Source organism: Syntrophaceae bacterium (assembly GCA_013177825.1).
Taxonomy (GTDB): domain Bacteria; phylum Desulfobacterota; class Syntrophia; order Syntrophales; family PHBD01; genus PHBD01.
In genome coordinates, this window is record JABLXX010000016.1 from 14,318 (window position 1) to 39,749 (window position 25,432).

Consider the following 25,432-nt stretch of genomic DNA (forward strand, 5'->3'; position numbering starts at 1 on the left):
CGGGAGGAATTCTTATGGCCAAGCGAATGATCATCGATCCCATTACCCGTATCGAGGGGCACCTGAGAATTGAAGTCGAGCTGGACGCCACGAACACCGTCAGGGACGCCTGGAGCAGCATCACCCTGTGGCGTGGATTTGAAACGATCCTGAAGGGACGCGATCCCCGGGACGCCGGCCTCATCACCCAGCGTTTCTGCGGTGTCTGCACGTACGTCCACTACGAAGCCAGCATCCTCGCCTGCGAGGACGCCTTCAAGGTCAGGCCGCCGGCAAACGCCCGGCTCGTCCGGAACCTCATCAGCGGCGCCCAGTATCTCTACGACCACGTCATGCACTTCTACCACCTCCACGGGCTCGACTGGGTGGACATCACCAGTGCCCTGAAGGCGGATCCGAAGAAGGCCGTGGAGATGGCCCGGTCCTACTGCGCGAATCCCTATAACTGCTCCGAAACCCACTACAAGGCGGTGCAGCAGCGCCTGACGAAGTTCGTCCAGTCGGGACGCCTGGGGCCCTTCGCCAACGCCTACTGGGGAAATCCGTCCTACAAGCTGCCCCCGGAGGCCAACCTGATCATCACGTCCCATTACCTGGACGCCCTGCAGGTCTCCAAGATCGGCGCCACCATGACGGCCATCTTCGGAGGCAAGAACCCCCATCCCCAGAGCCTGGTCGTGGGCGGCATCTCCTCGGTCATGGACGCCCTGGACGCCTCACGCCTCGGCGAGTACCTGTTCCGGCTCAGGGAGATGAAGAACTTCATCGAGAACGCCTACATCCCCGACGTTCTCCTGGCGGCGACCTACTACAAGGAAGAAGGCCTCCAGGGACTCGGCGGCGGCGTCAAGAACTACCTGGCCTACGGCGGATTCCCCCTGGACGACGGCTGGACGAGCCTTCTCTTCCCCCGGGGGCTCGTGAAGGCCGCCGACGTGGCGCATCCGATGACCCTGGACGAGGAAAAGATCACCGAGGAAGTCAGCCACGCCTGGTACCAGGACAAGGGGCCCCTCCATCCCTACAAGGGCTGGACGTATCCCGAATACACGGGCTACGACAAGGAAGGACACCTGAAGGGGAACGAAAAGTACTCCTGGTGCAAGGCCCCGCGTTACGACGGCCTCCCCTACGAGGTAGGCCCCCTGGCGCGACTCGTCGTGGCCTACGCGCAGGGACACACGGAGCTCAAGAATCTCATCGACGGGACCCTGAAAGCGGCGGGTCTTCCGGTGACGGTTCTCTTCTCGACCCTCGGCCGGACGGCCGCCCGGGCCATCGAGACGAAATACGTCGCCGACCACATCGAGGGTTGGGTGAACGAATTGATCAAGAACGTCAAGGCCGGCGACACCCGCACCTGGACCAAGTGCGACGTTCCCAAGAAAGGCGAGGGCCGCGGCATGACGGAGCCGCCCCGGGGCGCCCTGGGACACTGGATCCGGATCGAGGACAAGGTGATCGCCAATTACCAGGCCATCGTTCCTTCCACCTGGAACTGCTCGCCCCGCGACAAGGGCGGGCGGCGAGGCCCCTACGAGGAATCCCTGATCGGGTTGAAACTGGCCAAGGCCGACGAGCCTCTGGAGATCATCCGGACGATCCACTCCTTCGATCCGTGCATGGCCTGCGCCGTTCACATCATCGACCCGCAGACCAACGAGATCCGCAAGTACCGGGTGGCATAGGAGAAAGGAGTCTGCCATGGAAAACATCGTCCCGAAAAAGGAATGGTCCGTGGCCATCCGTTACAACCACTGGATCATGGCCTTCTCCATCTTCGCCCTCATCGTGACGGGATTCTACATCGCTTTCCCCTTCACCCTGACCCAGGGCGAAACGGTCAACAAATTCTTCATGGGCAACACGCGCGGTTTCCACGTCTTCTTTGGCGTGCTGCTCCTGTTCCTGTTCGTCTGGCGTCTGTACCTGGCCGTTTTCTCCCGTTTCCATGCCGACTGGAAGGACTTCTTCGCCTGGACGGATATCAACAATACGGTCAAGCAGATCAAGTTCTACCTTCTGGTCTCGAAGGAGCCGCCGGACCACAAGTACCTTTACGGACCTCTCCAGTCCCTGGCCTACGGCGGGCTCCTGTTCATGGTGTTCCTCATTTGCCTGACGGGTCTGATTCTCATGGGGGCGGGGTACCATGCCGGCTGGACGGCCCTGGTCTACCCGGTCCTCAAGCCCTTCGAGATCATCCTGGGGGGGCTGGCCACCGTTCGATACATCCACCACGTCCTGACCTGGGCCTTCGTGCTGTTCATCATCGTTCACGTCTACATGGCCTTCTGGTACGACGTGATCTTCAAGCAGGGCACCGTGTCCTCCATGATCAGCGGCGTGGTCTTCCGGAAGGGCGGCCACTGATCGGAATGTAAAGCGGCGGCAACATACCCGCCGGATCGTGAAAACGTTCTGGGAAAGGGGGAGGCGTTTGACTGCTTCCCCTTTTTCTTATAGAGATCAGTTTCCCATGACGGAAAAGAAGAAACTCATCATTCTGGGCCTGGGCAATATCATCACGAAGGATGAAGGCTTCGGGGTTCACTTTCTCCGCTGGTTCCTGGAGCGCCACCGTCTGCCCGAAGAAGTGGAGGCCATCGACGGAGGAACCCTGGGGTATGTCCTCCTGGGCCTTTTTGACCGTTGCGAGCGGATGATCGTCATCGACACAATCAAGCTGCCGGATCCACCGGGATCGATATACCGGTTCACCCACGAGGAGATGTCCCGGTATCTGCCGCCCCCGACGACGGCCCATGAAGTCAGCTTCTCCGATGTCCTGTGCAAGGCCGAAATGATGGGCGATCTGCCGGAAATCGTCTTTCTGTGCATCGTCCCCCGGGAATGGCGGGACATGGGGCTGGAGATGACGGAGGAAATGACGGAGCGCCTGCCGGTGATGGAACGGCTTCTGCTGATGGAGCTGGAGGCCCTGGGCATCCGGACGGAACCGGTGCACGATGCATGAGTTGTCCCTCGTCCAGTCGCTTCTGGAGATCCTGGAGGAACAGGCGCGAAAGACCCCTTTCGAAAAGGTGAACAGCCTGCTCCTGTCCTTCGGTCGCCTGTCCTGCATCGATCCGCAGGCCCTCGAGTTCGCCTTCTCCGTACAGTCGCGGGGAACCAGGGCCGAGGGGGCCGTTCTCCGGTTTGACATCCGTCCGGTGACCATCTACTGCCTGGGCTGCGAAAAGGAGCTGTCGCCGCCTTCCTTTACGGGCGACTGTCCCGCCTGCGGCGGTGTCGAAGTGCTGCTTACGGGGGGGACGGAGGAGATGAAACTGATCGAAATGGAAGTGGACGGTTGTTGAAAAAACCCCATTCCGCAGTCTGTCAGGAGTAAAAAACCCATGTGCATCGGCTTTCCCGGGAAGATTCTTTCCATCGACGAGGACAATTTCGCTGTCATCGAGATCGGCGGCACGACGCGGGAGGTCTGCCTCGACATCGTGGACGAACCGGTCCGGCCGGGGGATTACGTCATCTCCCACGCCGGCTATGCCATTCACCGGATTGACGAGGCCCTGGCCGTGGAAAAGCTGGCCTTCCTGAAAGAACTGATCGACCATGAAATATATTGACGAATACCGGGACCCCTCGCTGATCCGAGGGCTTCTCACCCGGATCGGGGAGACGGCGGGTTCGCTTGCGGACCGGACCGTCACCCTGATGGAGGTCTGCGGGACTCACACCCAGGCCATTGCCCGTCACGGCCTGAAGGCCCTTCTGCCCGGGAACCTGCGTCTGATCTCGGGTCCCGGCTGCCCCGTCTGCGTCACATCCGCCTGCGACGTGGACACGGCCCTCTACCTCGCCGGCCGGGAGAACGTGACCTTCGCCACTTTCGGAGACATGCTGCGGGTCCCCGGCTCGGGCGGTCGCAGCCTCCAGACGCTGCGGGCCGACGGTGCCGACGTCCGGGTGGTGTCCTCCGCGGCGGACTGCCTCGCCATGGCGGAAGCCGATCCTTCAAAGGACATCGTCTTCATGGGCATCGGCTTCGAAACGACCTCGCCTACGGTGGCCTCCGCGATCCTGGCGGCCCGGAAGCGCGGTCTGACCAACCTGACCGTCTTCTCCGTCCACAAGGTCGTCCCGCCGGTCCTTCAGGCCCTCCTGGACGACCCGTCCCTCCACATCGACGGGTTTCTCTGCCCGGGCCACGTCAGCACCATCACGGGAACGGCCGCCTATGAGCGGATCCCCGCATCGGGCCGGGCGGCGGTCATTACCGGCTTCGAGCCGGCGGACATCCTGGAGGGCGTCCTGATGCTTCTCCGGCAGATCGCAGAGGGGACATTCGACGTGGAGATCCAGTACACCCGGGGGCTCAAGACGGAGGGAAACGCCCGGGCCAGGGAGATCCTGGAGCGGGTGTTCCGCCAGTCCGACGCCGAGTGGCGCGGCCTGGGAACGATCCCCGGCAGCGGCCTCGCATTCCGGGAGGAATTCGGGACCTGGGATGTCCGATCCCGTCATCCCGTCCCCGAAATGCCGGCGGAAGAGATCAAGGGGTGCTCCTGCGGAGAGATCCTCCGGGGTGTCCTCTCCCCCGAGGACTGTCCCCTGTTCCGCCGCGTCTGCACGCCCTCGCAGCCCGTGGGTCCCTGCATGGTCTCCTCCGAGGGGACCTGCGCGGCGCACTTCAAATATTCCTGAGCAACGGGAGGAATTTCATGAAAGTCAGAGTCGTCCAGAACGTCCTCGACGCCAACGACCGGATCGCCAATGGAAACCGGGCGCTTTTCGACGAGAAAAACCTTTACGTCATGAACCTGATGAGTTCCCCCGGGGCCGGCAAGACATCCCTGGTGGAGCGGACCATCATGGCCCTGCGGGAGCGGGCCCGAATCGCCGTGATCGAGGGGGACATCCAGGACACCTTCGACGCCGACCGCGTGGCCGCCCTGGGCATCCCGGCGGTGCAGATCAACACCGGCGGGGGATGCCACCTGGACGGCAACATGGTCCGGGAGGCCCTGGCGGACCTGAACCTCGACGAGACGGACCTCCTGATCGTGGAAAACGTGGGCAACCTCGTCTGTCCGGCGGAGTTCCGGATCGGGGAAAACGACAAGGTCATGATCCTGAGCGTCCCCGAGGGCGCCGACAAACCGGCCAAGTATCCCCTGATGTTCCAGGAGGCGTCCGTTCTGCTCATCAACAAGATCGATCTCCTCCCGTACGTCGATTTCGACCTCGCCAAGGCCCGCCGGGACGCCCGGGCCCTCAATCCCGGGATCGAGATCTTCGAGGTGTCCTGCAAGACCGGGGAAGGTCTGGAGGGGTGGATCGCGTGGCTCACCAAGCGGATGGAAAGCCGGCGGGCGGAATAAGCATTCCGCTGTCCGGCCGGAGCGCCGCCCGGGCGCCCGCAGCGATGCGTCTCGCCTGGCATTTCGCCGGCATCGTCCAGGGCGTGGGGTTTCGTCCCTTCATCTACCGGCTGGCACGGGAGCGGTCCCTGGTGGGGTTCGTCCAGAACCGCACCGACGGGGTGATCGTCGAGGTGGAGGGTCGCCCGGAGGCGGTCCGCCGGTTCGGCGCGGACGTTCTCGAGGCCCTGCCCCCGCTGGCGGACGTCACTTCCGTTTCGTCCGCCGAAGTGCCCCTCCGGATGGACGGCGACTTCCGGATCGCCCCCAGCGCGGACGCCGGGAAGGCGGACGTCCGCCTGTCCCCGGACGTGGCCCCCTGCCCAGCATGCCTGGCGGAGCTGGACGACCCCCGGGACCGCCGATACCGCTACCCCTTCATCAACTGCACCGACTGCGGCCCGCGGCTGACCATCATCAGGGACATCCCCTATGACCGGGAAAACACCTCCATGGCCTGTTTTCCCCTCTGCCCCTCCTGCCGCCGGGAATACGAGGACCCGCTCGATCGCCGGTTCCACGCGGAGCCCAACGCCTGCGCCGCCTGCGGGCCGGCTCTCCGGCTCCTGGACGGCGAAGGGAATCCCGTTGCCTCCGGGAACGAGATCGAGCGGGCCATCGACCTTCTGAAGGACGGCCGCATCTTGGCCGTGAAGGGATTGGGAGGATTTCACCTGGGCGTCGACGGGGAAAACGAGGAGGCCGTCGCCCGGCTCCGGCTGAGAAAATACCGCGAGGAGAAGCCCCTGGCGATCCTCGTCCGGGACCTCATGGCGGCCCGCCGCCTGGCGGACCTGAGGCCGGAGGAGGAAAAGCTTCTCACCTCCCCCGAGCGGCCCATCGTCCTGGTCCCGAAACGCCCGGGCATCCCCCTGGCACCGTCGGTGGCGCCGGGCATGGCCACCCTGGGGATCATGCTCCCCTCCACACCCCTTCAGCACCTGCTCCTGAAGGGGGCCTTCCCTGCCCTCGTCATGACGAGCGGCAACCAGACCGACGAACCCATCTGCATCGGCAACCGGGAGGCCCTGGCGCGACTCCGGGGAATCGCCGATTTCTTCCTCGTCCACGACCGGGACATCCTGGTCCGGTGCGACGACTCCATCGCAATGGTCGCCGCCGGCGGCCCCGCCATTATGCGGCGCGCCCGGGGTTACGCTCCCCGGGCCGTAGCGCTCCGGAGGAGATACCCCCCCGTCCTGGCCCTGGGCCCCCAGGTCAAGGCCACCGTCTGCATCATCCGGGAAGACGCCGCCTTTCTGAGCCCTCACATCGGCGACCTGGAAACGCCCCAGGCGAGGGATTTTCACGAGGAGAGCATCGCCCTCGTCCAACGGATCACCGAATGCGACCCGGTTCGGATCGCCTGCGATCTCCATCCCGGATACTACACGTCCCGCATTGCCGCCGGCCTCGCGGACCGGCAGGTCTACCGGGTCCAGCACCATCACGCCCACATCGTGAGCTGCCTGGCGGAAAACCGCGCCGATGGCCCGGTGATCGGCCTCGCCATGGACGGTACGGGATACGGCGCCGACGGCCAGGCCTGGGGAGGCGAGTTCCTGGTGGCCACGGAAACGGACTTCACCCGCGCCGGGCACCTGAAGCCCTTCTCCCTGCCCGGGGGCGAAAAGGCGATCCGGGAGCCCTGGCGCACCGCCGCCAGCCTGATGAGGGAGGCCTTCGGTTCCTCCTGGCCCGAGGCGGCCCGGCGGGCCGGCATCCTGCCGGAAGACACATCACCGGAACTGCTGGAGCGGATCATGGACAGCGGCCTGGCCGGCATCAGGACGACCAGTCTCGGGAGGGTCTTCGACGGCGTTTCGGCCCTTCTGGGGCCCCGCCGTCGGGTCAGCTTCGAGGGTCAGGCGGCGATGGAGCTGGAGGCCTTGGCCGGGCAGGAAAAAGGGCGGCTTCTGGCCTTTGCCGTGGGAGAAGAAAACGGTGCGTTCGTCCTGGATCTCTTCCCGGCGGTCCGGGAACTGGTGGACCTTCTTTCCCGGGGAGTAAGCCCGGCGGCGCTGGCGGCGGCGTTTCACAGCACCCTGGCCGTGTCCTTTACGGCCCTGGCCGGGCGCATCCGTGAAACAACCGGACTGAATACGGCGGCCCTGAGCGGCGGGTGCTTCCAGAACCGCCGGCTTCTGGAGGAATGCACGGCATCCCTGGAAGGGGCCGGTATCGAGGTCCTGCGACACCGCCTGGCGCCGGCCAACGACGGCGGGATCGCCCTCGGCCAGGCCGTCATTGCCGCCGCACAGGCCCTGAACGAAGCAGAGCAGAAATAAACATCACGGAGGCACGAAACATGAGCAACGACCGGATCCTGCTGGAGCACGGCGGGGGCGGCCTGCTGTCGCACGAACTGATCGCCGAACGGTTCGTTCCCCTCTTCCGGAACCCCTGGCTGGAAAAGCTGGAGGACAGCGCCATTGCCGAAATCGACGGAGCGAAGATCTGCCTGACGACCGACTCTTACGTGGTCCAGCCACCCTTCTTTCCCGGCGGCGACATCGGCTCCCTTGCCGTCCACGGCACCGTGAACGACCTGGCCGTCTGCGGCGCAACGCCCCTGTTCCTGAGCGCCGCCTATATCCTGGAGGAGGGTTTCCCCCTGGCGGACCTGGACCGGATCGTCCGCTCCATGGCGGAAGCCGCCGAAAAGGCCGGGGTCCGGGTCGTCACCGGAGACACCAAGGTCGTCCCCCGGGGTGCCGCCGACGGGATCTTCATCAACACTTCCGGGATCGGCGTCGTCCGCTATCCCGCACCCCTTTCGGTCCAAAGCATCGCCCCGGGAGACACCGTGATCCTGAGCGGGTTTCTCGGCGACCACGGAGCCGCGGTCTTGAGCGCCCGCCGGGACCTGGGGCTCCGCACAGCGATCCTGTCCGACTCGGCGTCCCTGAACGGACTCGTCGCGGCGGCCCTCGACGCCAGCCCCCGGGTCCATTGCATGCGCGATGCCACGCGCGGGGGGCTGGGGGCCATTCTGGCGGAGATTGCCGGCCAGTCCGGCCTGGAAATCACGATCGAAGAACAGAGCCTGCCGATCCGCGAAGAGGTCCGCGGCGTGTGCGAAATCCTCGGACTGGACCCGCTCTTCCTGGCGAACGAGGGGAAGATGGCCCTATTCTGCCCGGTGGAAGAGGCGGAGCGCGTTCTCACGGCCATGAAAGGACACCCCCTGGGCCGGGATGCGGCGGTCATCGGGGCCGTCGGGGAGACTCGAAAGGGACGGCTGATCCTCCGTACCGCCGTGGGCGGCTCCCGGGTCGTCGACCTTCCCACGGGGGAGTTGGTCCCCAGAATCTGCTGAAGAGACGGCATCGTTCTTCTTGCATCCGGCCGTCCCACCCGTGGAGCCGGAAAAGAAATGCGGCGAGTCGGCCGGAAGGATCGCCATTTCCCGCGTCTCCCGGCAAGACGTCCCCGGCCGGAGGGACCCCGCTTCCATTGTTGATGCATCACAGCCGCTTTGTTGATCGGAGCCTCTTCCCGATGCCGGGCCTCCGGCGGTACCCCATATCACATTGACATGAAAGGCTTTTGCCTGATACAACGATGCAAAACAACGTGGGAGGGTCCCGCTATGTCCGAACTGGTCCGCTTCGGAGTTTCCCTTGAAAAGAGTCTCCTCGACAAGTTTGACAACCTGATCCGGGAGCGGCGTTACACCAACCGTTCCGAGGCCCTGCGAGACCTCATCCGTCAGGAGCTGGTAAAGAAGACATGGGCGGAAGACCTCGAAGTGGCCGGAGCCGTCACGTTCCTCTTCGACCATCATCAGCGGGACCTGCTGAACCGCATCACCGACATCCAGCACGATTATCAGGGGCTCATCATCTCTACCCAGCACGTCCACCTGGATCACGACAACTGCCTGGAGATCGTCGCCGTACGCGGGAAAGCGGGGAGCATCCAGGACCTGACGGACCGTCTGAAGGCCATCCGGGGCGTTCGCCACTGTTCCCTCTCCATGTCCAGCGCCGGTAAGGACGTCCGGTGACGGGAGGCAACGAAACGAGAAGAGGTGAAGCCATGAATCCGAAACAATTCATGAGAATCATGCGTCATTTCGCCGTCCTTCTGGCCCCGGCGATTGTCCTGCTGGCGCTGTGGCCGGCCGTTGCCGCCGGCGCCGACTACTACCAGTGGACCGACGAAGACGGCGTTCTGCACATCTCCAACATGCCCCCGGAGGAAACCCCGAAGAAACAGCGGCGGGTGAAGACCACCCGTCTCCAGGACCCGGCTCCCGCCTCCGAAACCGCCGGTGGGAACGCCACCCTCGCACCGGTCCCCGGCGCCGCCCCCGTCAGCCGGCCGCCTGATGCCAGCCAAGCCGCGACCGGCGCCCCGCCAAAGACAGCCGCAACGGCCGCGGACGCATCCGGCGCTTCCCGAACCTCCGGAGGCAGCACTTCGACAGCGGGATCATCGCCCGCTCCCCAGGCGGCGTCCGGGACATCCGCGCCTTCGGAACCCTTCCGGTCCTCCCAGCCTCCGCCTGACAGCACGGGCCAGGACAGCGGAACCGTAGAAGGCGCCGTGAATAGCCGGCAGCAGTAACGCAACGCCCGGCTCCCGGCGAAGCGTCCTCCCTGCGCCGACCGGACACCCGCAAACAACGGGAGAGTCGCCATAATCCGGCAAACGGCTTGCTTTTTCTTCTGGAAGCGAGTAGCATCCAAAATGTTTGGAACATCCCGAGGGGGTTCCGTCTCTTTCGCAGATCAAGTTGGGTACAGACAGTGTTGAGGTGCAAGGTAGACCGCCGCGGACCCCAAGGGTCTTGGCGGTTTTTCTTTCTGCCGCGGTCACTATCCGACTTTGACAAATCCGGGAAAGGAGGAAGTCAGACCATGCCAGAAGGAAAGGTGAAGTGGTTCAACGAGAAGAAAGGCTTCGGATTCATCCAGACGGACGAGGGGGAAGACATTTTCGTTCACTTCAGCGCCATCCAGGACAGCGGATTCAAGACCCTGCAGGAGGGACAGCGGGTCTCGTTCGACATTGAGAAGGGCCGCAAGGGCCTCGCGGCGGCCAACGTCAAAGCCCTGTAATGACCGATTTCGGGAGAGGCGCATCCCCGTTTTCGAAGGAGCGCCTCTTTTTCGTTGCAGGGCGGGTACCCACGAAAGGGGAAATCGCATGAGCAAAAAACTGTATGTAGGAAACCTGACGCAGAACGTCACGGAAGACGACCTGAAGTCCAACTTCGGCGAGGTTGGGAAAATCGTCTCCATCACGATCATCAAGGATCGGTACACAGGCTACTCGAAGGGCTTCGGTTTTGTGGAGATGGAGACCCCCGAGGAGGCCAAGGAAGCCATCGCCCGCTTCAACGGCGGCCAGCTCGACGGTAAAACGCTGACCGTCAGCGAGGCCAAACCGCGGAAGGACGAAGGCGGAGGGAGACCGGGAGGCGGCGGCTATCGAGGCGGCGGCGGACGGCCCGGCGGCGGCGGTGGCGGTTACCGGGGTGGCGGTGGCGGTGGCGGACGCGGCCGGTATTGATTCCGCGCACAACAGTCCCATTTTCCGGTGTAACCGGACAAGAAAAGGCGGCCCCAGGGCCGCCTTTTTTGCATCCTTCAATCGGCCCCGCCCCCGATCCGGGTTGTCCCGGCGGCGAAAGGTGTGGTAGGAAAGGCGGCGAACAAGAAAGGGGGAGCGGACATGGATTTCCGGGATCTTCGCGATCGCACTTTCAAGGGATTCTTGGCGGAGGAGGAGGCGGCCCGGCTCTACGATCTGGCCCGGGAGGCCAGCCGCCTGGGAGCCTGCCTGGAGATCGGAAGCTACTGTGGCCTCTCCGCCGCCTACCTGGGCCTGGGGTGCCGGGAAGGGGGCGGCGTGCTCTATTCCATCGACCACCACCGGGGCTCGGAGGAGCAGCAGCCCGGGGAGGCGTATTTCGATCCGGATCTTCTGGATCCGAAAACCGGACGGATCGACACCTTTCCCCTATTCCGCCGGACCCTGGAGGAGCTTTCCCTGATCGGAACGGTCATCCCCATCGTCGGCCGTTCCGCCGAGGTCGCCGCACAATGGCGAAGCCCTCTCGCCCTCGTCTTCATCGACGGCGGCCATACCTTCGAGGCTGCCTTCACCGACTACAACTCCTGGGTCTCCCACCTGATTCCGGGCGGTTATCTCGCCATTCACGACCTCTTCCCCGATCCCGCCAAGGGAGGCCAGGCCCCCTGGTGCATCTACAACCTCGCCCTCGCCTCGGGCCTCTTCGAGGCGCTGCCCGTGACGGGAACGCTGGGCATCCTCCGGCGGGCCCCCTGCGGGACCATGACCTCCGCCGCCGCGGCCGCCTGGGAGAGGTTCCGACCGTGAGTGGAGAGGAACGGAAGGAACCGGGCCTCCGGGAGCGGAACGAACTCCTGCGGCAGCGGATTTCCGAACTGGAGAAGAACCTCGCCCGCTACCGGATCGTGGAAGAGCAGCTCCGGGAGAGCGAAGAGATCTACCGGACCATTTCCCAGAAATCCTTCGCCGGGATCTATGTTGTTCAGGACGGGCGGTTCTGCAACGTGAACGCCAATGCCGCCTCCTACGCCTCCTACACCACGGAAGAACTCCTGCAGAAGAATGCCGATGCCGTGATTCACCCCGACGACAAGGAAGACGTGAAAAGGAACGCCCGCGACATGCTCCGGGGGAAGCGGACGGCGCCGCACGTTTTCCGGATCATCACAAAGACGGGAGAAACCCGCTGGATCATGGAGACCGTCACCTCCATCACCTACGGAGGCCGGCCGGCCATTCTGGGCAACTGCATGGACATCACGGAGCTCAAGCTGGCGGAAGAGCGCCTCCGGGAGAGGGAAAACCTGTACCGGGCCATCTTCGAGCACACAGGGACAGCGACGATCATCATCGAGGAGGACACGACCATCTCCCTGGTCAACGAGGAATTTGTCCGGCTGTCGGGATATGCGCGGGAGGAATGGGAGTCGCGGAAAAGCTGGACGGAATTCGTCGCCCCCGGGGACGTCGAGCGGATGCGGGCCTACCACTTTCTCCGGCGCCGGGATCCCGCGGCGCCGCCGCGGAACTACGAGTTCGTCTTCGTCGACAGCGCCGGGCGGCTGCGGGACGTGAGCCTGACCGTAGGGATGATTCCGGGGACGATGAAGAGCGTCGCCTCCTTCGCCGACATCACGGAACAGAAACTGGCAGCACAGAAAATCCGGGAGTCCGAAACCCTCTACCGCACGATCTTCGAGACAACCGGCACGGCGACGATCATCATCGAGGAGGACATGACCCTCTCCCTGGTCAATTCCGAGTTCGAGCGACTCTCGGGGGCGCCGAAGGATTACTGGGAAGGGAAACGCAAGTGGACGGAGTTCGTTACCCCCCGGGACCTCCCCCGGATGCTCGAGTATCACCGGGTCCGGAGGATCGATCCTTTGGCGGCCCCCCGGAACTATGAGTTCGTGTTCGCCGACCGGCAGGGAAAGTGGAAAAACGTCATCATCACCATCGCCATGATCCCGGGAACGATGAAGAGCGTCGCCTCCTTCGCCGACATCACGGAACAGAAACGCTCCGAGGCGGCCCTCCGGAAGCGTGAGCAGGAGGTGCAGCGGAAGTCCCGGAGCCTCGAGGAGGTCAACACGGCCCTCAAGGTTCTCTTGAAGCAACGGGAGGATGATCGGACAGAACTGGAGGAAAAAGTCCTGTCCAACTTCAAGGCCCTGGTCCTGCCCTACCTGGGAAAGCTCCGGCGCGGCCGGACGGGGGAGCGCGACCTGGCCCTGCTGGACGTTCTCGAATCAAACCTCGCGAACATCATCTCGCCATTCTCGCACCGCCTGTCGTCACGTCATCTGAACCTGACGCCGAAGGAACTGCAGGTGGCGAATCTCGTCAAGGAAGGCAAGACCACCAAAGAAATCGCCGACCTGATGGGCGTCTGCCCCGGCGCCGTCTCCCTGCACCGCAGCCACATCCGGAACAAGCTGGGCCTCACCCGCCAGAAGAGCAATCTCCGCTCCTACCTGGGCTCCCTGTCTTAACTATAAGCATTAACCTTACACATTATATTCATCCTTATTATATTGCCTTGCCCCCCTTTATCCCTTACAGGACAAAGACTTGTATGCGGGGAGTGCTTCTTCCGTGAAGATGGGGCTTCCGGAGGCGGTCGTTTTTCATGAATCCATGAGCACAAGTGTAAGGAGGGGTGCAGATGGAACGGATGGAAGAATACAAAGGGAAACGGGTTACTGCAGAGCGGGCGGTTCAGGTTATCCGTTCGGGCGACTGGGTCGAATACGGGGAATTCACCGGGATGCCCAGGGCCCTCGACAAGGCCCTGGCCAATCGGAAAGGCGAGCTGAGGGACGTCAAGATCAGGAGCACCGTCACGGCCTACCTCCCGGAGGTGCTTCAGGCGGACCCGACGGGGGAACACTTCACCTGGCACAGCTGGCATTATTCAGGGGCCGACCGGAAGTTCGCCGACAAGGGCGTACCGGTCTACTACATCCCCATCAAGTATTCGGAGGTCCCCCGCTACGTGCGGGAGGAAATCGACGATCTCGCCGTAGTCATGCTCCAGGTAACCCCGATGGACAAGCACGGCTATTTCAATTTCGGGCCCCAGAACTCCTTCACCAAGGCGTCCTGTGAGCGCGCGAAAACGGTGATCGTGGAAGTGAACGAAAAGATGCCCCGCTGCCTGGGCGGATACGAAGAGGGAATCCACATCAGCGAAGTGGATTTCATTGTCGAGGGAGAAAACCCGCCCCTGACGCAGCTGCCTTCGCCTCCGGCCACGGAGATCGACCAGAAGGTGGCGCGCCATATTCTGGAGGAGATGAAAGACGGCTGCTGCATCCAGCTCGGCATCGGCGGCATGCCCAATGCCGTGGGCATGATGATCGCCGATTCGGACCTGAAAAACCTGGGCTGCCATACGGAGATGCTCGTCGACGCTTACGTCCACATGGCCGACGCCGGCAAGATCACGGGATGCAAGAAGGGCATCGATCCTTACAAGATGGTCTACACCTTCGCCCTGGGAACGCAGATCCTCTATGATTTCATCGACGACAACCCCCAGTGCGCCATCTATCCTGTCAACTACACGAACAAGCCCGCCGTCGCCGCCCTGAACGACAACCTGATCACGATCAACAACGCCGTCGAGGTGGACCTCTACGGACAGGCCTGCTCAGAGTCCTCGGGCATCCGCCAGATCAGCGGCACCGGCGGGCAGCTCGATTTCGTCCTCGCCGGTTATGAGTCGAAGGGCGGCAAGTCCATCATCTGCCTCCCCTCCAGCTACAAGGGCAAGGACGGCTCCACGAAGTCCCGGATTGTTCCGACCCTCCAGGTGGGAGGCATCGTCACGGACTCCCGGAGCATCGTTCACTACATCGTCACGGAATACGGGAAGGTGAATCTGAAAGGCAAATCTCTCTGGGAACGGGCGGAGGGGCTTGTCGGCATCGCCCATCCCGACACGCGGGAGGAGCTGATCAGGGCCGCCGAGGCTCAGGGGATCTGGCGCCGGAGCAACAGGCGCGGATGAAGTGATGGTACAAGGCGAGAAAGCGGGGGGCGGATTTCAAATCCGCTCCCCTTTCCATTTTTCTTTTTCAATCAGGAGCGGATGAAAGGCCAACTTGCGTGGCAGGGAGGCTTCCCTCGCGCTCAGAAGAGTTTTTTCGACCCTGCAGCGTCTCGCTCCGCTGCAAAGTCATAACTCGCGCCTGGCGGCGCTCAGACAGATGACTTTGCGGGCGCTGCGCTGCGACGACAGGGTACCCCGAAAAAGCCTCTATTCGCGCTCCGGGAAGCCCCCTCCCCGACCGACGTTCGCGGGGGCGCGGCCGGGGGTTCCCAGAGGAGCGATTAGGAGAATTTTCCACCCGGACGGCCGCTCGGTCGGACAATGCACTCCGCGGGAAATTCTCCGCGACGGCGGGAGCCCCCGTGACAGCCCCCGCGCCACGATGCAAAAAGAAAGAAAAGGAGGAGCGGATTTGAAATCCGCTCCCCTGACCTGTCATCTCTACAGATGATCCACCCGGTTGTTGTGAGTCCAGAACCACCGGTAGCGGTCTCCCTGCCGCTCCACCTTCAGGAATCCCTTGCCGACGAACTCGCCGATCACCTTTTCCACCAGCGGCAGGCCTTCGTCGGCCACGGCCTGGATGCGGCGACATAACTCCGCCAGGCTGTCACTGGGGCCACCTTCGGCGGGAAAGGTCCCCAGGGTCTCCACCAGGTCCCCGGCCAGGATTTTGAAGATCAGTTGCGTACGGAAGTGCCCCTCCACCCGGAAGAGGGCGTAGGGCGAGGCCGTGCCGTTGCGGTAATCGCGGATCATCCGCTGCCACTCCTCGTCGATGGCTCCCTCGAATTCCGCCACAAAGCGCTCGATGTCCGCCGGGGCGAGTGCGGATGTCCGCGCCACGGCCCGGTTGGCATCGTAGAGGGACCAGTCGCTGGTCAGGATCTCCAGGTCGTAGGAATCGACCTCCTCGCGGACGGTCGTGCCGGGGAACGGGGCCAGGATGTGATAGCCGTACATGGCCCCGAGGCCCTGGGCGAAGGCGTCGGTCTCCTTCAATGTCTCCATGGTTTCCCCGGGCAGGCCGGCAATGAACGAGGTGTGGCAAACCATCCCGGCATCCAGGCACATCTTTACAGCCTTCCGCACCTGCTCCAGGGTGATGCCCTTCCGGATCATGTCCAGCATTCCCTGGTTTCCCGACTCCACGCCGTAGCTGATGCTGTCGCATCCGTTGTCGCGCATGAGCGCCAGGGTCTCCGGATCCACCGTGTTTACGCGGGCGAAAGCGCTCCAGGTGAATTTCAGCCCCCGCCGCCGGATCTCGTCGCAGACGTCCCGCACTTTCTTCTTGTTCGACACAAAGAGGTCATCGGCCACGTTGATCCGGTCGATGCCGTAGGACAGGATGTGCTCGATCTCATCCACCACCCGGGATGCCGTCCGCTGCCGCACCTTCTTCCCCACCATCCGCCGGCCCTGGCAGAAGATGCAGGAATAGGGACAGCCCCGGCTCGTGATGATGCTCACCGGATAACCCAGGGCCTGGTAGCGCGACAAAGGCAGGAGATGGCGGGCCGGCAGGGGAAGGTCGTCCAGGTCGGGGATGAAGGGCCGGGTCCCGGTCTCCGTCACGGAACCGTTGTCGCGGAAGGACAGCCCGAGAATATCCTTCCATTTCTTCCGCTCCTTGAGGGCGGGCAGGAGTTCGGCGATCGTGTCCTCTCCCTCACCGCGTACGATGAGGTCGATGCCCGGATAGGTGTTCAGGGTTCCCTCGGCATCGAAGGATACATGGGGCCCCCCCATCATCGTGACGATGTCCGGGTTGTGCTCCTTGACGGCGGAGACGATCTGCGCCGCCGCGGGAAAGTTCAGGGTTACCGACGTGCCGCCCACGGCGTCGGGCTGGAAGGCGTCAAGCTGGGCTTTCAGTTTTTCCGGCGTGTAACGGCTGACGATATAGTCGAAGATCCGGACCTCCGCTCCGGCCCGCTCAAAGGCGGCGGCAACATAGCTGACCCCCAGGGGCGGCGCCGGCGCCTCCTCCAGGGGATAAGGCGGAGCGATGATGGCGACTTTCATTTTATCTGTATTCCCTTTCTTAGCTCGACTTCCACGATAACCGATTTTTCACGAGTTCCTCGCGGCCCTTCCCCACAGGGGGATGAATCTGCTCCCCGAAAGGGGTTCCCGTGACGGCCCCCGCGCCCGGTTCCGGCCGTCCAGCCGCGCGGGCGGGCGCTGCCGGATTCGTCAGTCTCCCCGGCGAGGGAACAGCAGGGACCGGATCCAGCCGGCCCAGGTATTGCCCTTCGTATGGTGCCGGTCAATGATCGCGAACTCCTCCGCCAGCCCCCGGGGATCGGCCATCCAGTCTGCCCTCGTCTTCATGGGCAGCGCGGGGTCCAGCTCCTTTACGAACGCGGCGGGATTGCCCGCCACCACCGTATAGGGAGGCACGTCCCGGGTAACCACGGCGCCGGCGCCGACGACGCTGTGGTCGCCGATCGTCACGCCCTTGCAGACGATGGCGCTGTCTCCGATCCAGACATTGTTCCCGAGCCTCACGGGCGCCACGGCCTCGGCCGAATCGGCCCGGTCATAGAGGCCGTGCCAGTCCGCGTCGGTAATGTAGGCCCCGTGGGCCATCATGCAGCTGTCGCCGATGGTGATTTCGCGGGCGGCGGAGATCCTCACGCCGGGGCACAGGAGACAGTAGTCGCCGATCCGGATCCGGCCCCCCGTCTCCAGGGTGGACCAGACGGTGAGGCGCACTTTCCTGTCGGGGGCGGCGATGACGTGGGCATAGTCGCCGAGCGTGATGGGCCCGCCGAAGACCTCGACATGCCAGGGCTTCATATAGGTACCCCCCCGGCCCAGGTGATCGAAATGGGGACGCAGGAAGTACCCTGCGTACCAGGTCTGAAAAGCCTGGTCCAGACGCTTGAGGATGTACGGGCGGTGTTCTCTCAGCACAGGCCCCTCCGGACCGCCGCCGGTCCACCCCTCAGCGGGGGGTCCCGTTTTCCCAGAAACCGTGCCGGAACAGGCGGCCTCCCGGGGTCAGTCCGCAGAGGGCATCATAGGCCAGGAGAACCGCCGCCGCCGTCCACGCCGTCCGTTCCTCCGGCCAGATCACGGCATCGGGAAAGGTCACCCCCATCCAGTAGGAGCCGTCGTCATATTTCTTGTCCAGGATCCAGTTGAAGACGGCCTTGGCCCGCTCATGCTCCCCGACGGCATCCAGGGCCAGGACCAGTTCCGACGTCTCCGCCATCGTCGCCCAGGGCCGGTCGCAGACGCAACGGACCCCCCAGTCGGGAACAACGAATCGCTCCCAGTAGCGGTCGATGCGCCGGCGGGCATCCTGCCCCTTGAGGGCGCCGCACAGGACCGGATAGTACCAGTCCATGGAAAAGCGGGACTTGATCATGTTGAACCGGTTCGGTTTATAGAGGATGGCATGGCCGAGCCTTTTCAGGGCTTCCTCCCAACCGGGCCTCTTCAGCCCCTGGCGTTCCGCCATGGCCAGGGCACATTTCACGCTCATGAAAATCGAGCTGGAACCGGTCAGGAGGGCCATGGGATCGGCTACGCCTTCCTTGTTCCGCGCCCAGTAGATCTCTCCCGTCGGGGCCTGAAGGTCCAAGGCGAATTCAATCCCGCCTTCGACCATCGGCCAGAAGGAAAGGGCCGTGTCCCAGTCCCCGGTCACGAGGCCGTAGTGGAAAACGCCCACGGCGACGTAGGAGGAAAAGTTGGAGTCCTTCGTCGAGTCCTCCACGACGCCGTCCCGAATGCCGGACCACCAGCTTCCGTCCGGGAGCTGCGTATCCGCCAGCCAGCGGTAGGCCCGTTTCGCTTCCTCAAAGCGTCCCGCCACGACAAGCCCCATGGCGCTTTCAACATGATCCCACGGGTCCGTCTTGCCGCCCACGGACCAGGGGATTTCTCCATTCTTCTTCTGCACGCCGGCAATGAACCCGGCGGTTACGTCCACATCCAGTCTCAGGGCCGGCTTCAGGGCCGGACGGGTCATAGTTCGCTCCATGTCAGCAACCCTTCTTCAGATAGAGTACGATGCTCTTGGCGATCAGCGGGTTCAGCATCCGGTCCAGGATGACCGTGAGCCTGGGTTTTTCCATGATGTCCCACTCGAGAAAACGCTTGTAGAGATTCACCGGTTGCGAGTCTTCGCGTTTGTGGCCCACAAGGCACTTGAGCCACCAGTAGGGGGCGTGAAGACCATGCCGATAGTCGATCCCCCGGCAGGTGGCGCCCGCCTCCTCCAGGAGTCTCCGGATTTCCCGCCTCCGGTAAATCCGGATGTGGCCCCCCGGCTCGTTGTGATAGGCCTCCGAAAGGGCCCAGCAGATCCGCTCCGGAAGCCATCGGGGGACGCTCACCACCAGGTCTCCACCCGGCTTGAGGACCCGCATCAGCTCGGACACGGCCGTCCGGTTGTCGGGAATATGCTCCAGCACCTCCGAACAGATGACGACGTCGAAGGCCCCGTCGGGAAAAGGCAGCCGCGTCACATCCGACTTGAGGGCCATGACGTCGCCGCGGCATCCGCCTTCCTGGCTCATGACCCAGAGCGTGCCCCCGGCCTTGCGGAGGTCATCCTCGTTCAGATCGAGCCCCACGGCGACGATGTCGGCCCGCCGGAAGGCCTCACAGATATGACGGCCCGTTCCGCAGCCGGCATCGAGAACTTTCATGCCCGGCCGCAGGTTCAGGCGATCAAAGTCGACGGTGAGCATCCATGGCCTCCCGGTAGACATCCACGCCCTGCTGGGCGGCATGCCGCCAGGTGAAGGCCCCTTTCACGCGCTCCAGACCCGCCCGGCCGAGTTCTTCCCGCTTCCGCGGATTGTCCAGGAGGTCCTCGATGGCTTTCTCCAGGGCCTCCCGGTCGGCCGGGGGCACCAGGATGCCGGCGTCGCCCACCACTTCCGGCAGCGCTCCGCCGGTCGTGCTGATGACGGGCACACCGCAGGCCATCGCCTCGCCGGCTGGCATCCCGAAGCCCTCATACAGCGAGGGGATGACGGCCATCGTGGCCTTGGCGTAATACCCGGCAAAGTCCTCCCAGGCAATCCGGCCCGTAAATGTGACCGTGTCCCCCAGCCGGAGGTCCCGGACCAGACGCTCGATGGCCCCGTCCTTCTTGGGCTCCCCGATGACGGTGAGCTTGACCGGACGGCGTCGCCGGAGGGAATCGACGGCCTCCAGGAGATACCGCAACCCCTTGAGGGGCGTATCGGCGCTGTTGGTCACGAGAATCGTGTTCTCCGGGCGCCCGTTTCCGTTGGCGGGATAGAAATAGTCCATGTTGATGCCGTTGGGCACCACCCGGAACCTGTCTTCCGGCACACCGAAGGAATGGCTGATGTCCCCCTTCGAACACTCGGAGACGGTGATGATCCGGGAGAACAGCCGGGAGACCTTGATCTGCATGTCGAGAAAGGTGTACCAGCGGCGTACCTTTAGTCTCTTCAGCATGTTGGGAGCGGCCTCGATCTCCGTGTCGCGGTCCACCGTGATGGGGTGGTGGATCGTCGCCACCGTCGGATACCCTAGCTTTTCCAGCTCGAGGATGCCCCAGGACAGGCACTGGTTGTCGTGGACAATGTCATAGGCCGGCTTCCGGTCGCGGAACCAGCGATGGACCCGGGTGCCGAAGGTCCGGGGCTCGGGGAATCCGCCCAGGCACATGTCCAGGAATTCCACCGTATTGACCGGGGTCAGCAGATCCCGGTACCGGGCCGGACGGAAGAGATGATCCGGGTTGTACAGGTCGAGGCCCGGGAGCTTGTGAAGGGTGATCCCCTCCGGCACTTCCGGATAGGGAGGGCCCGAGATGACGTCCACCTTGTGCCCCAGGTCCCGGAGAGCGCGGCTCAGGTATTTGATGTAAACCCCCTGTCCGCCGCTGGCCGGATTGCCGCGGTAGGTCAGGAGGCAGATCTTGAGCGAGCCGCTGGAACGCTTGGACTTCTTGGCCTTCGTTGTCTTTTTCTTTTTCATGTCGGTTTTCTTCGGGCGGGCTGAAACCTCAGGGAGGGGGATGGCGGGTGCGGGGCACTGCCCCGGCCGGAATCAGGATCCCCAGGCGGTTACCCGCCGGACCAGCTCCTCGGAATTTTTCATCATGGTTTCTACTTCCCCGCGGTTCATGCCGGCCCCGAGGGCCACCCGGACGGCTTGTTCGCGGGTGATGAGATCCTGCGGGCCGTGGCTGTCCGTATTAAGAACCAGGGGAACTTCGAATCGGCGGGCCAGGGCGGAGACGTGCCCGTTCGTGAGGCTGTGTCCCTTCCGGGCGGAGATTTCAAGGAAAACCCCCCGCTCCTTTGCCAGCATGGCCTCGGCCTCGGAAATCAGGCCCGGATGGGCCAGGATATCCGCGGCCGCTTCGATGGCGGCCCGGTTTGTGCCCGGCAGGACGGGTTCGGCGATGGTCTCCCCGTGGACGACGACGAGGCGGGCGCCCAGTTCCCGGGCCTCCCGGACCAGTTCGGCGATATACATCGGCGGGACATGGGTCAGCTCGATCCCCGGAATGACGGGCATCCCCAAGGCATCCGAGAGTTTCCGGCATACCTTCGCCATGCGGGGAACGATCAAATCCAGGTTGGAATGGTCCCCGTGATCGGTGATGGCGAGGGCGCAATACCCCCTGTCCTGAGCCCTCCGGGCCATTTCGGATGGGATCAGCTCACCGTCGCTGAAGATGGAATGGGTGTGAAGATCGATCACAAAATCAACACGTTTCCCTGTAATATCGGCCGATTCCTGAATCGGTGCGGACTAATTAGCAGATTTCCACGGGGAGGTCAACGAAATATCGCGCGGCCGAGCCGTGAGACTTGAAGAGTTTCGAAGGGATGGACCGAATCGAACCACCGGAGAGGGCCCGCCGGCGGTTCCGGGCTTCTCCCGTCAGGAAGCGCGGCGGGGAAGCTGGATTTGCCTCCGGGCCGGATCCGTCTGCATGCGATAGAAGATAGCCGTGTGGCCGATGAGCCCGACCAGCGCCGCTCCCGCAGCGGTCCCGATTCGGGCGGCAAGCTCCCCCTTCCGGTCTTTCTCTTTGAAATCGTTGAACTTGACCTTGATCAGTTCATGCTCCGCCAAAGCTCCCTCCACGGCGGCGAGGACGCCATCGGTAAGGCCCGACTGCCCGATCAGGACCAACGGCTTGAGTCCGTGGGCCAGTCCGCGGAGATATTTCCTCTGGAACCCCTGTAATTCCATCAATGTCCTCCCGTCCGGGGCCGTCCGAAGCCCAGCATGACCTTCCAGTTCAGATCCGCAACCTCCATCAGGAGGCGGGTATAGCGAATCCAGCCGTTAAACCAGAGTTGCCGGAAACGTGACGCTTCCTGACAGGCCGCGTTCGACGCCTCCGCGAAGGCGCCCCAGCCGGCAGTCGGAGCAGCCTGAAAGAATCCGGCCTTCCAAGCATTCCAGCGGTCCGTCGCCGGGGGACTTTCCGGCTGCACCGGCGAGGGCTCATCCGGTTTTCCGGGAGGAGCGGACGGCATCCCTTCCGACCGGCTGCCGGACTCACGAACCCTCGTGTCCGGCGTCGTCTTTTGCCGGATCGGTTCCGCCGGTTCCGGCTTTTTGTCGACTCCCGCCGCTTTCACCCCTGAGGATTTTGGTCGTATCGGCTTTTTGCCCTCTGCTGTGGCGGATATTCCGGAAGCAGCTTTCCTTTTCATCACGTCCGGGACTGCCGGTTTCGCTTTCCGGATCTCCGCCGGACCGACGGTCTTTTTCTTTCCGCTCCCCGTTTCCTGCCCGTCCGACGTCTTTCCCTTTGTCGCTTTTGCGCCCCGTGTTCGTGTCGGCGTGGACGGTTTCAGGGCGCTCAGCTTCTTCAGCAGCTCCTCGTTCTTCCTAGCCATTCAGTATTTCCTCCGTCAGGGCCCAGAAATCCTCCGTCCCGGCACACCGGGGACCGTATTCATAGATGCTCTTCTGGGCGATCTGAGCCTTCACCAAGTCTATGTTGACCCGGATGGCCGTGCGAAGCAGGCGATCTCCGAGGTCGTCCCGGAGAACCTGCAGAATCTGGTCGGACAGGGCTGTCCTCCGGTCAAACTTGGAGAGCAGGACCCCCCGGAGCTTCAGGGTGCGGTTGTACTCCTTGCGGATCCCCTCGATTTCCTCCAGGAGCTGTTTGAGTCCCAGGATGGCGAAGAATCCCACCTCCACCGGGACGATGACCTCATCCGCCGCCGCCAGGGCGCTGCGCGTGAAGACGTTGATGCTGGGCGGGCAGTCGTAGAGCATGAAGTCATAGGATCGTTCCAGGGGGGCAAGAAGTTTCTTCAGTCGCCGTACGCCGTCGTCCCGGTGCAGAAGAGGCTCGATGTCCTTGAGGGCGTTGTTGGCCGGCAAAACGTCCGCTTCTTCTGTCGGAACAACGAACTCCCTGGGATTCCCGCCTTCCGCCAGGAGATCCTTGACGGTGCGCCCGTCTCCCTCGATGATCAGCCCCAGGGAGGCCGAGGCGTTTCCCTGGGCGTCCAGGTCCACCAGGAGGACCCGCTTCCCCCGGCGGGTCAGCCCGCCGGCGAGCCCGAGGGCGGCGGTGGTCTTGCCGACCCCGCCCTTCTGGTTCGTGAAGGCGATCTTTCTGGCCATGCTCCGCCTCCTTATTCTTGGAATGAGAATGAAGACAGGCAACCGACAGGCATTGATAATATCAATCGGCCCTGCCGCGCAACCGTTTTTCCGGTTTTTCTCGAAACAGGCTCCCCAGCCTCTGCAATGGCGGCTACCGCTCGGGTCTTGAATGTAGTATGATCCGGCCCGCTCGCGACGCTCAGCAGATCCGCGGGCAGAGCATCACGGCCGGGACATGGAAATCGCATACACGGCCTTTGAGGGAGGGGCAGCGATGGAATACAGGTTTCGGGAAGACTGCAAGGGAGTTGACTGGCATCAGGTTCAGGAGGCTCTCCGGGAGGCAGGCATGGGGTTTTACGACCACGCCCGCCATCGCCGGGCCTTCGAAAACAGCGAAGCGGTCGTTTTCGTCTATTCGGGCGAGCGGATCATCGGCTTCGGAAGGGCCATTTCCGATGGGGCCTACCAGGCGGCCGTGTACGACATGGTGGTGACGCCGGAACACCAGGGCCGGGGTCTGGGCCGAAAAATCCTGGAGACGATCCTGGAAAAGGTCGGCCATTGCAACGTCATCCTTTATGCCAGCCCGGGACGGGAGGGCTTCTATGAGACCATGGGATTCGGCCGCCTGAAGACGGGCATGGGCCGTTTCCTCCGCCACGAGGAAAAGCGGGAAAAGGGAATGGTGGAATGAACCCCGGAAAACAGGTCAGATTTATTTTTTGACGACCTCGAAAAAAACCCGCAGACAAGGCGCGCAAGTCCTGAGGAGTGAGGCGTACTCCGGCGGCGTTCGAAGGCCGCTCAAAAGGGGTCGGATGCAAGGCCCTCGAAGTCCGGAGCCGCGAGTCGTACTTTTCGGTACGTCGAGCGGTGAAGGACGAGAGAAACGCAGCAGACGGCCCCTTTTCAGCGGCCGCCCGTCAGAACAGCCAGAGGTGGTCCAATTCTTCTCCCTCCCTCCCCTCCGTCTTCCGCATCCGGACGACCTGAGCGGGCATGCCCGCCACGAGCGCGTTGGCGGGAACGTCCTTGACGACCATGGAGTGTGAGGCCACGATCGCCTGCTCGCCTACGGTGACCCCGGGGAGAATGACGGCACCGGAATAGATTTTCGCGTAATCCCGGATGACCACGGGTTTGTATTCCCGGACGATGTGCGACGCCTCCGAGTGGCTGTGCGTGAAGATGCGCACGTCTTCCGTCAGCGCCACATGATTGCCGATGGTGACGCCGCCCTTGGAATCCACGAAGACGCCCCGGTTGAAAAACACGAAGTCGCCTACCTCAATGTTCTGCCCGAAATTGAATCGGCAGTTCTCTTCCGCAATGAAGCCGGTACCGCACTTTTTGAACAGGCGCTCCGCGATCAGCCTCCGGAAAAGGATCCCGAAATTCGCGTCCAGGCACACGGGGAGCCGGTCGAAGGCGTCCCACAGGAAGTGAAGGCAGCGTTGCTCCGACGTGAAAGGATGCTCGCGCCCCAGCGGGAGCAGCTCGCTGTAGAGCGTCATATCTTCCAGGAATTCCCTCGGATAGGCCGGGCCGTCAAGGATCCTGAAGATGTGGAGCGTGCCGTCCTCATCGAGGCCGGTCCGGATGATGGCGCCGATCTCGTCCAGCATGTTGTCTGTTGTCTTGCCCATGGATTGCTCCTTTCGGATTCCGCGTCAGGAACGCGCTGCGTTTCTTGCCTTCTTTTCGAGGCCGATCGCCAGGTAAATCCCGAAGGAGATGAGAAGGATCATCCCCCAGTCACGGGCGGAAATGGGAGCCGTCTGGAAGAGCCGGTTCATGACGGGTGTGTAGGTAAACAGCATCTGGAGGACCACCATCACGGCGGATCCGACCAGGACCC

Annotated in this window: 28 protein-coding genes; 17 read left to right on the forward strand and 11 right to left on the reverse strand. The window is 63.3% G+C overall.

The features are described 5' to 3' along the window. Window positions 1–14: 14 nt before the first annotated feature. The 16 genes from HPY65_18705 to HPY65_18780 all read left to right on the forward strand — a co-directional run bounded on the left by HPY65_18705 (window position 15) and on the right by HPY65_18780 (window position 14,943). Window positions 15–1,688 carry a nickel-dependent hydrogenase large subunit gene (locus HPY65_18705; GenBank protein NPU86510.1) on the forward strand — a complete coding sequence of 558 codons (1,674 nt, stop codon included), beginning with the start codon at window positions 15–17 and terminating at the stop codon, window positions 1,686–1,688. A gap of 16 nt (window positions 1,689–1,704) precedes the next feature. Next, window positions 1,705–2,373, forward strand: coding sequence for a Ni/Fe-hydrogenase, b-type cytochrome subunit (gene cybH, locus HPY65_18710; protein NPU86511.1), 669 nt, complete (start codon window positions 1,705–1,707; stop codon window positions 2,371–2,373). Window positions 2,374–2,479: 106 nt separating this feature from the next. Beyond that, window positions 2,480–2,977 carry a HyaD/HybD family hydrogenase maturation endopeptidase gene (locus HPY65_18715; GenBank protein ID NPU86512.1) on the forward strand — a complete coding sequence of 166 codons (498 nt, stop codon included), beginning with the start codon at window positions 2,480–2,482 and terminating at the stop codon, window positions 2,975–2,977. Beyond that, the gene (hypA, locus tag HPY65_18720; protein ID NPU86513.1) at window positions 2,970–3,320 is read left to right on the forward strand and encodes a hydrogenase maturation nickel metallochaperone HypA; all 351 of its coding nucleotides are present in this window, start codon (window positions 2,970–2,972) and stop codon (window positions 3,318–3,320) included. The genes HPY65_18715 and hypA overlap by 8 nt, the downstream gene beginning before the upstream one ends. A gap of 39 nt (window positions 3,321–3,359) precedes the next feature. Further along, window positions 3,360–3,590 carry a HypC/HybG/HupF family hydrogenase formation chaperone gene (locus HPY65_18725; GenBank protein NPU86514.1) on the forward strand — a complete coding sequence of 77 codons (231 nt, stop codon included), beginning with the start codon at window positions 3,360–3,362 and terminating at the stop codon, window positions 3,588–3,590. Beyond that, a complete protein-coding gene (hypD, locus tag HPY65_18730; protein ID NPU86515.1) occupies window positions 3,577–4,668 on the forward strand; it encodes a hydrogenase formation protein HypD in 1,092 nt (363 codons plus the stop codon). The genes HPY65_18725 and hypD overlap by 14 nt, the downstream gene beginning before the upstream one ends. A gap of 17 nt (window positions 4,669–4,685) precedes the next feature. Next, window positions 4,686–5,345: a hydrogenase nickel incorporation protein HypB gene (hypB, locus tag HPY65_18735; protein NPU86516.1), complete on the forward strand. Its 660-nt coding sequence runs from the start codon at window positions 4,686–4,688 to the stop codon at window positions 5,343–5,345. Window positions 5,346–5,389: 44 nt separating this feature from the next. Next, the gene (gene hypF / locus HPY65_18740) at window positions 5,390–7,672 is read left to right on the forward strand and encodes a carbamoyltransferase HypF (GenBank protein NPU86517.1); all 2,283 of its coding nucleotides are present in this window, start codon (window positions 5,390–5,392) and stop codon (window positions 7,670–7,672) included. A gap of 20 nt (window positions 7,673–7,692) precedes the next feature. Beyond that, window positions 7,693–8,703 carry a hydrogenase expression/formation protein HypE gene (gene hypE / locus HPY65_18745; protein NPU86518.1) on the forward strand — a complete coding sequence of 337 codons (1,011 nt, stop codon included), beginning with the start codon at window positions 7,693–7,695 and terminating at the stop codon, window positions 8,701–8,703. A 273-nt stretch (window positions 8,704–8,976) separates the two neighbouring features. Continuing rightward, on the forward strand, window positions 8,977–9,393 hold the full coding sequence (gene nikR / locus HPY65_18750) for a nickel-responsive transcriptional regulator NikR (protein NPU86519.1): 417 nt from the start codon (window positions 8,977–8,979) through the stop codon (window positions 9,391–9,393). A gap of 32 nt (window positions 9,394–9,425) precedes the next feature. After that, window positions 9,426–9,956: a hypothetical protein gene (locus tag HPY65_18755; protein ID NPU86520.1), complete on the forward strand. Its 531-nt coding sequence runs from the start codon at window positions 9,426–9,428 to the stop codon at window positions 9,954–9,956. Between the two features lie 293 nt (window positions 9,957–10,249). Then, on the forward strand, window positions 10,250–10,450 hold the full coding sequence (locus tag HPY65_18760) for a cold-shock protein (protein ID NPU86521.1): 201 nt from the start codon (window positions 10,250–10,252) through the stop codon (window positions 10,448–10,450). A gap of 88 nt (window positions 10,451–10,538) precedes the next feature. Then, a complete protein-coding gene (locus tag HPY65_18765; GenBank protein ID NPU86522.1) occupies window positions 10,539–10,904 on the forward strand; it encodes an RNA-binding protein in 366 nt (121 codons plus the stop codon). Between the two features lie 162 nt (window positions 10,905–11,066). Beyond that, complete coding sequence (locus tag HPY65_18770; protein NPU86523.1) at window positions 11,067–11,735, forward strand: class I SAM-dependent methyltransferase; 669 nt, start codon at window positions 11,067–11,069, stop codon at window positions 11,733–11,735. Then, window positions 11,732–13,423 carry a PAS domain S-box protein gene (locus HPY65_18775; protein NPU86524.1) on the forward strand — a complete coding sequence of 564 codons (1,692 nt, stop codon included), beginning with the start codon at window positions 11,732–11,734 and terminating at the stop codon, window positions 13,421–13,423. The genes HPY65_18770 and HPY65_18775 overlap by 4 nt, the downstream gene beginning before the upstream one ends. A gap of 173 nt (window positions 13,424–13,596) precedes the next feature. Next, on the forward strand, window positions 13,597–14,943 hold the full coding sequence (locus HPY65_18780; GenBank protein ID NPU86525.1) for a butyryl-CoA:acetate CoA-transferase: 1,347 nt from the start codon (window positions 13,597–13,599) through the stop codon (window positions 14,941–14,943). Window positions 14,944–15,426: 483 nt separating this feature from the next. On the opposite strand, the gene HPY65_18785 is transcribed toward HPY65_18780, so the two are convergent. The 9 genes from HPY65_18785 to HPY65_18825 form a co-directional block, all read right to left on the reverse strand. Beyond that, window positions 15,427–17,013 (reverse strand): radical SAM protein, encoded by a 1,587-nt coding sequence (locus tag HPY65_18785; protein ID NPU86526.1) that lies wholly within the window; start codon window positions 17,011–17,013, stop codon window positions 15,427–15,429. A gap of 171 nt (window positions 17,014–17,184) precedes the next feature. Further along, window positions 17,185–17,790 carry an acyltransferase gene (locus tag HPY65_18790; GenBank protein ID NPU86527.1) on the reverse strand — a complete coding sequence of 202 codons (606 nt, stop codon included), beginning with the start codon at window positions 17,788–17,790 and terminating at the stop codon, window positions 17,185–17,187. Between the two features lie 148 nt (window positions 17,791–17,938). Next, complete coding sequence (locus HPY65_18795; GenBank protein ID NPU86528.1) at window positions 17,939–18,970, reverse strand: phenyltransferase domain-containing protein; 1,032 nt, start codon at window positions 18,968–18,970, stop codon at window positions 17,939–17,941. A 13-nt stretch (window positions 18,971–18,983) separates the two neighbouring features. Further along, the gene (locus tag HPY65_18800) at window positions 18,984–19,694 is read right to left on the reverse strand and encodes a methyltransferase domain-containing protein (GenBank protein ID NPU86529.1); all 711 of its coding nucleotides are present in this window, start codon (window positions 19,692–19,694) and stop codon (window positions 18,984–18,986) included. Further along, complete coding sequence (locus HPY65_18805; GenBank protein NPU86530.1) at window positions 19,675–20,961, reverse strand: glycosyltransferase family 4 protein; 1,287 nt, start codon at window positions 20,959–20,961, stop codon at window positions 19,675–19,677. The genes HPY65_18800 and HPY65_18805 overlap by 20 nt, the downstream gene beginning before the upstream one ends. Window positions 20,962–21,033: 72 nt before the next feature. Continuing rightward, a complete protein-coding gene (locus tag HPY65_18810; GenBank protein NPU86531.1) occupies window positions 21,034–21,693 on the reverse strand; it encodes a histidinol phosphate phosphatase domain-containing protein in 660 nt (219 codons plus the stop codon). A 183-nt stretch (window positions 21,694–21,876) separates the two neighbouring features. Continuing rightward, on the reverse strand, window positions 21,877–22,191 hold the full coding sequence (locus HPY65_18815) for a YhbY family RNA-binding protein (protein ID NPU86532.1): 315 nt from the start codon (window positions 22,189–22,191) through the stop codon (window positions 21,877–21,879). Beyond that, a complete protein-coding gene (locus HPY65_18820) occupies window positions 22,191–22,847 on the reverse strand; it encodes a hypothetical protein (GenBank protein ID NPU86533.1) in 657 nt (218 codons plus the stop codon). Before HPY65_18820 ends, HPY65_18815 begins: the two co-directional genes overlap by 1 nt. Continuing rightward, entirely contained in the window at window positions 22,840–23,589 is a 750-nt protein-coding gene (locus tag HPY65_18825; GenBank protein NPU86534.1) for a ParA family protein, read from the reverse strand. Before HPY65_18825 ends, HPY65_18820 begins: the two co-directional genes overlap by 8 nt. A gap of 256 nt (window positions 23,590–23,845) precedes the next feature. Between HPY65_18825 and HPY65_18830 the strand changes: the two genes are divergently transcribed. Then, the gene (locus tag HPY65_18830; GenBank protein NPU86535.1) at window positions 23,846–24,268 is read left to right on the forward strand and encodes a GNAT family N-acetyltransferase; all 423 of its coding nucleotides are present in this window, start codon (window positions 23,846–23,848) and stop codon (window positions 24,266–24,268) included. Between the two features lie 229 nt (window positions 24,269–24,497). On the opposite strand, the gene HPY65_18835 is transcribed toward HPY65_18830, so the two are convergent. Then, complete coding sequence (locus tag HPY65_18835; protein ID NPU86536.1) at window positions 24,498–25,220, reverse strand: acyltransferase; 723 nt, start codon at window positions 25,218–25,220, stop codon at window positions 24,498–24,500. 24 nt (window positions 25,221–25,244) lie between these two features. Further along, the coding region (locus tag HPY65_18840) for an HAD family hydrolase (GenBank protein NPU86537.1) at window positions 25,245–25,432 on the reverse strand (188 nt) is incomplete at its 5' end.

Excerpts from the sequence above, each read along its gene's own strand:
- HPY65_18760 (NPU86521.1), top strand. The coding sequence starts at position 10,250 with ATGCCAGAAGGAAAGGTGAAGTGGTTCAACGAGAAGAAAGGCTTCGGA.
- HPY65_18790 (NPU86527.1), bottom strand. The coding sequence starts at position 17,790 with ATGAAGCCCTGGCATGTCGAGGTCTTCGGCGGGCCCATCACGCTCGGC.
- HPY65_18765 (NPU86522.1), top strand. The coding sequence starts at position 10,539 with ATGAGCAAAAAACTGTATGTAGGAAACCTGACGCAGAACGTCACGGAA.
- HPY65_18780 (NPU86525.1), top strand. The coding sequence starts at position 13,597 with ATGGAACGGATGGAAGAATACAAAGGGAAACGGGTTACTGCAGAGCGG.
- HPY65_18815 (NPU86532.1), bottom strand. The coding sequence starts at position 22,191 with ATGGAATTACAGGGGTTCCAGAGGAAATATCTCCGCGGACTGGCCCAC.
- HPY65_18785 (NPU86526.1), bottom strand. The coding sequence starts at position 17,013 with ATGAAAGTCGCCATCATCGCTCCGCCTTATCCCCTGGAGGAGGCGCCG.
- HPY65_18825 (NPU86534.1), bottom strand. The coding sequence starts at position 23,589 with ATGGCCAGAAAGATCGCCTTCACGAACCAGAAGGGCGGGGTCGGCAAG.
- hypA (NPU86513.1), top strand. The coding sequence starts at position 2,970 with ATGCATGAGTTGTCCCTCGTCCAGTCGCTTCTGGAGATCCTGGAGGAA.
- hypB (NPU86516.1), top strand. The coding sequence starts at position 4,686 with ATGAAAGTCAGAGTCGTCCAGAACGTCCTCGACGCCAACGACCGGATC.
- HPY65_18835 (NPU86536.1), bottom strand. The coding sequence starts at position 25,220 with ATGGGCAAGACAACAGACAACATGCTGGACGAGATCGGCGCCATCATC.
- HPY65_18800 (NPU86529.1), bottom strand. The coding sequence starts at position 19,694 with ATGCTCACCGTCGACTTTGATCGCCTGAACCTGCGGCCGGGCATGAAA.
- HPY65_18805 (NPU86530.1), bottom strand. The coding sequence starts at position 20,961 with ATGAAAAAGAAAAAGACAACGAAGGCCAAGAAGTCCAAGCGTTCCAGC.
- HPY65_18770 (NPU86523.1), top strand. The coding sequence starts at position 11,067 with ATGGATTTCCGGGATCTTCGCGATCGCACTTTCAAGGGATTCTTGGCG.
- HPY65_18725 (NPU86514.1), top strand. The coding sequence starts at position 3,360 with ATGTGCATCGGCTTTCCCGGGAAGATTCTTTCCATCGACGAGGACAAT.
- hypE (NPU86518.1), top strand. The coding sequence starts at position 7,693 with ATGAGCAACGACCGGATCCTGCTGGAGCACGGCGGGGGCGGCCTGCTG.
- cybH (NPU86511.1), top strand. The coding sequence starts at position 1,705 with ATGGAAAACATCGTCCCGAAAAAGGAATGGTCCGTGGCCATCCGTTAC.
- nikR (NPU86519.1), top strand. The coding sequence starts at position 8,977 with ATGTCCGAACTGGTCCGCTTCGGAGTTTCCCTTGAAAAGAGTCTCCTC.
- hypD (NPU86515.1), top strand. The coding sequence starts at position 3,577 with ATGAAATATATTGACGAATACCGGGACCCCTCGCTGATCCGAGGGCTT.
- HPY65_18705 (NPU86510.1), top strand. The coding sequence starts at position 15 with ATGGCCAAGCGAATGATCATCGATCCCATTACCCGTATCGAGGGGCAC.
- HPY65_18820 (NPU86533.1), bottom strand. The coding sequence starts at position 22,847 with ATGGCTAGGAAGAACGAGGAGCTGCTGAAGAAGCTGAGCGCCCTGAAA.
- HPY65_18830 (NPU86535.1), top strand. The coding sequence starts at position 23,846 with ATGGAATACAGGTTTCGGGAAGACTGCAAGGGAGTTGACTGGCATCAG.
- hypF (NPU86517.1), top strand. The coding sequence starts at position 5,390 with ATGCGTCTCGCCTGGCATTTCGCCGGCATCGTCCAGGGCGTGGGGTTT.
- HPY65_18755 (NPU86520.1), top strand. The coding sequence starts at position 9,426 with ATGAATCCGAAACAATTCATGAGAATCATGCGTCATTTCGCCGTCCTT.
- HPY65_18795 (NPU86528.1), bottom strand. The coding sequence starts at position 18,970 with ATGACCCGTCCGGCCCTGAAGCCGGCCCTGAGACTGGATGTGGACGTA.
- HPY65_18715 (NPU86512.1), top strand. The coding sequence starts at position 2,480 with ATGACGGAAAAGAAGAAACTCATCATTCTGGGCCTGGGCAATATCATC.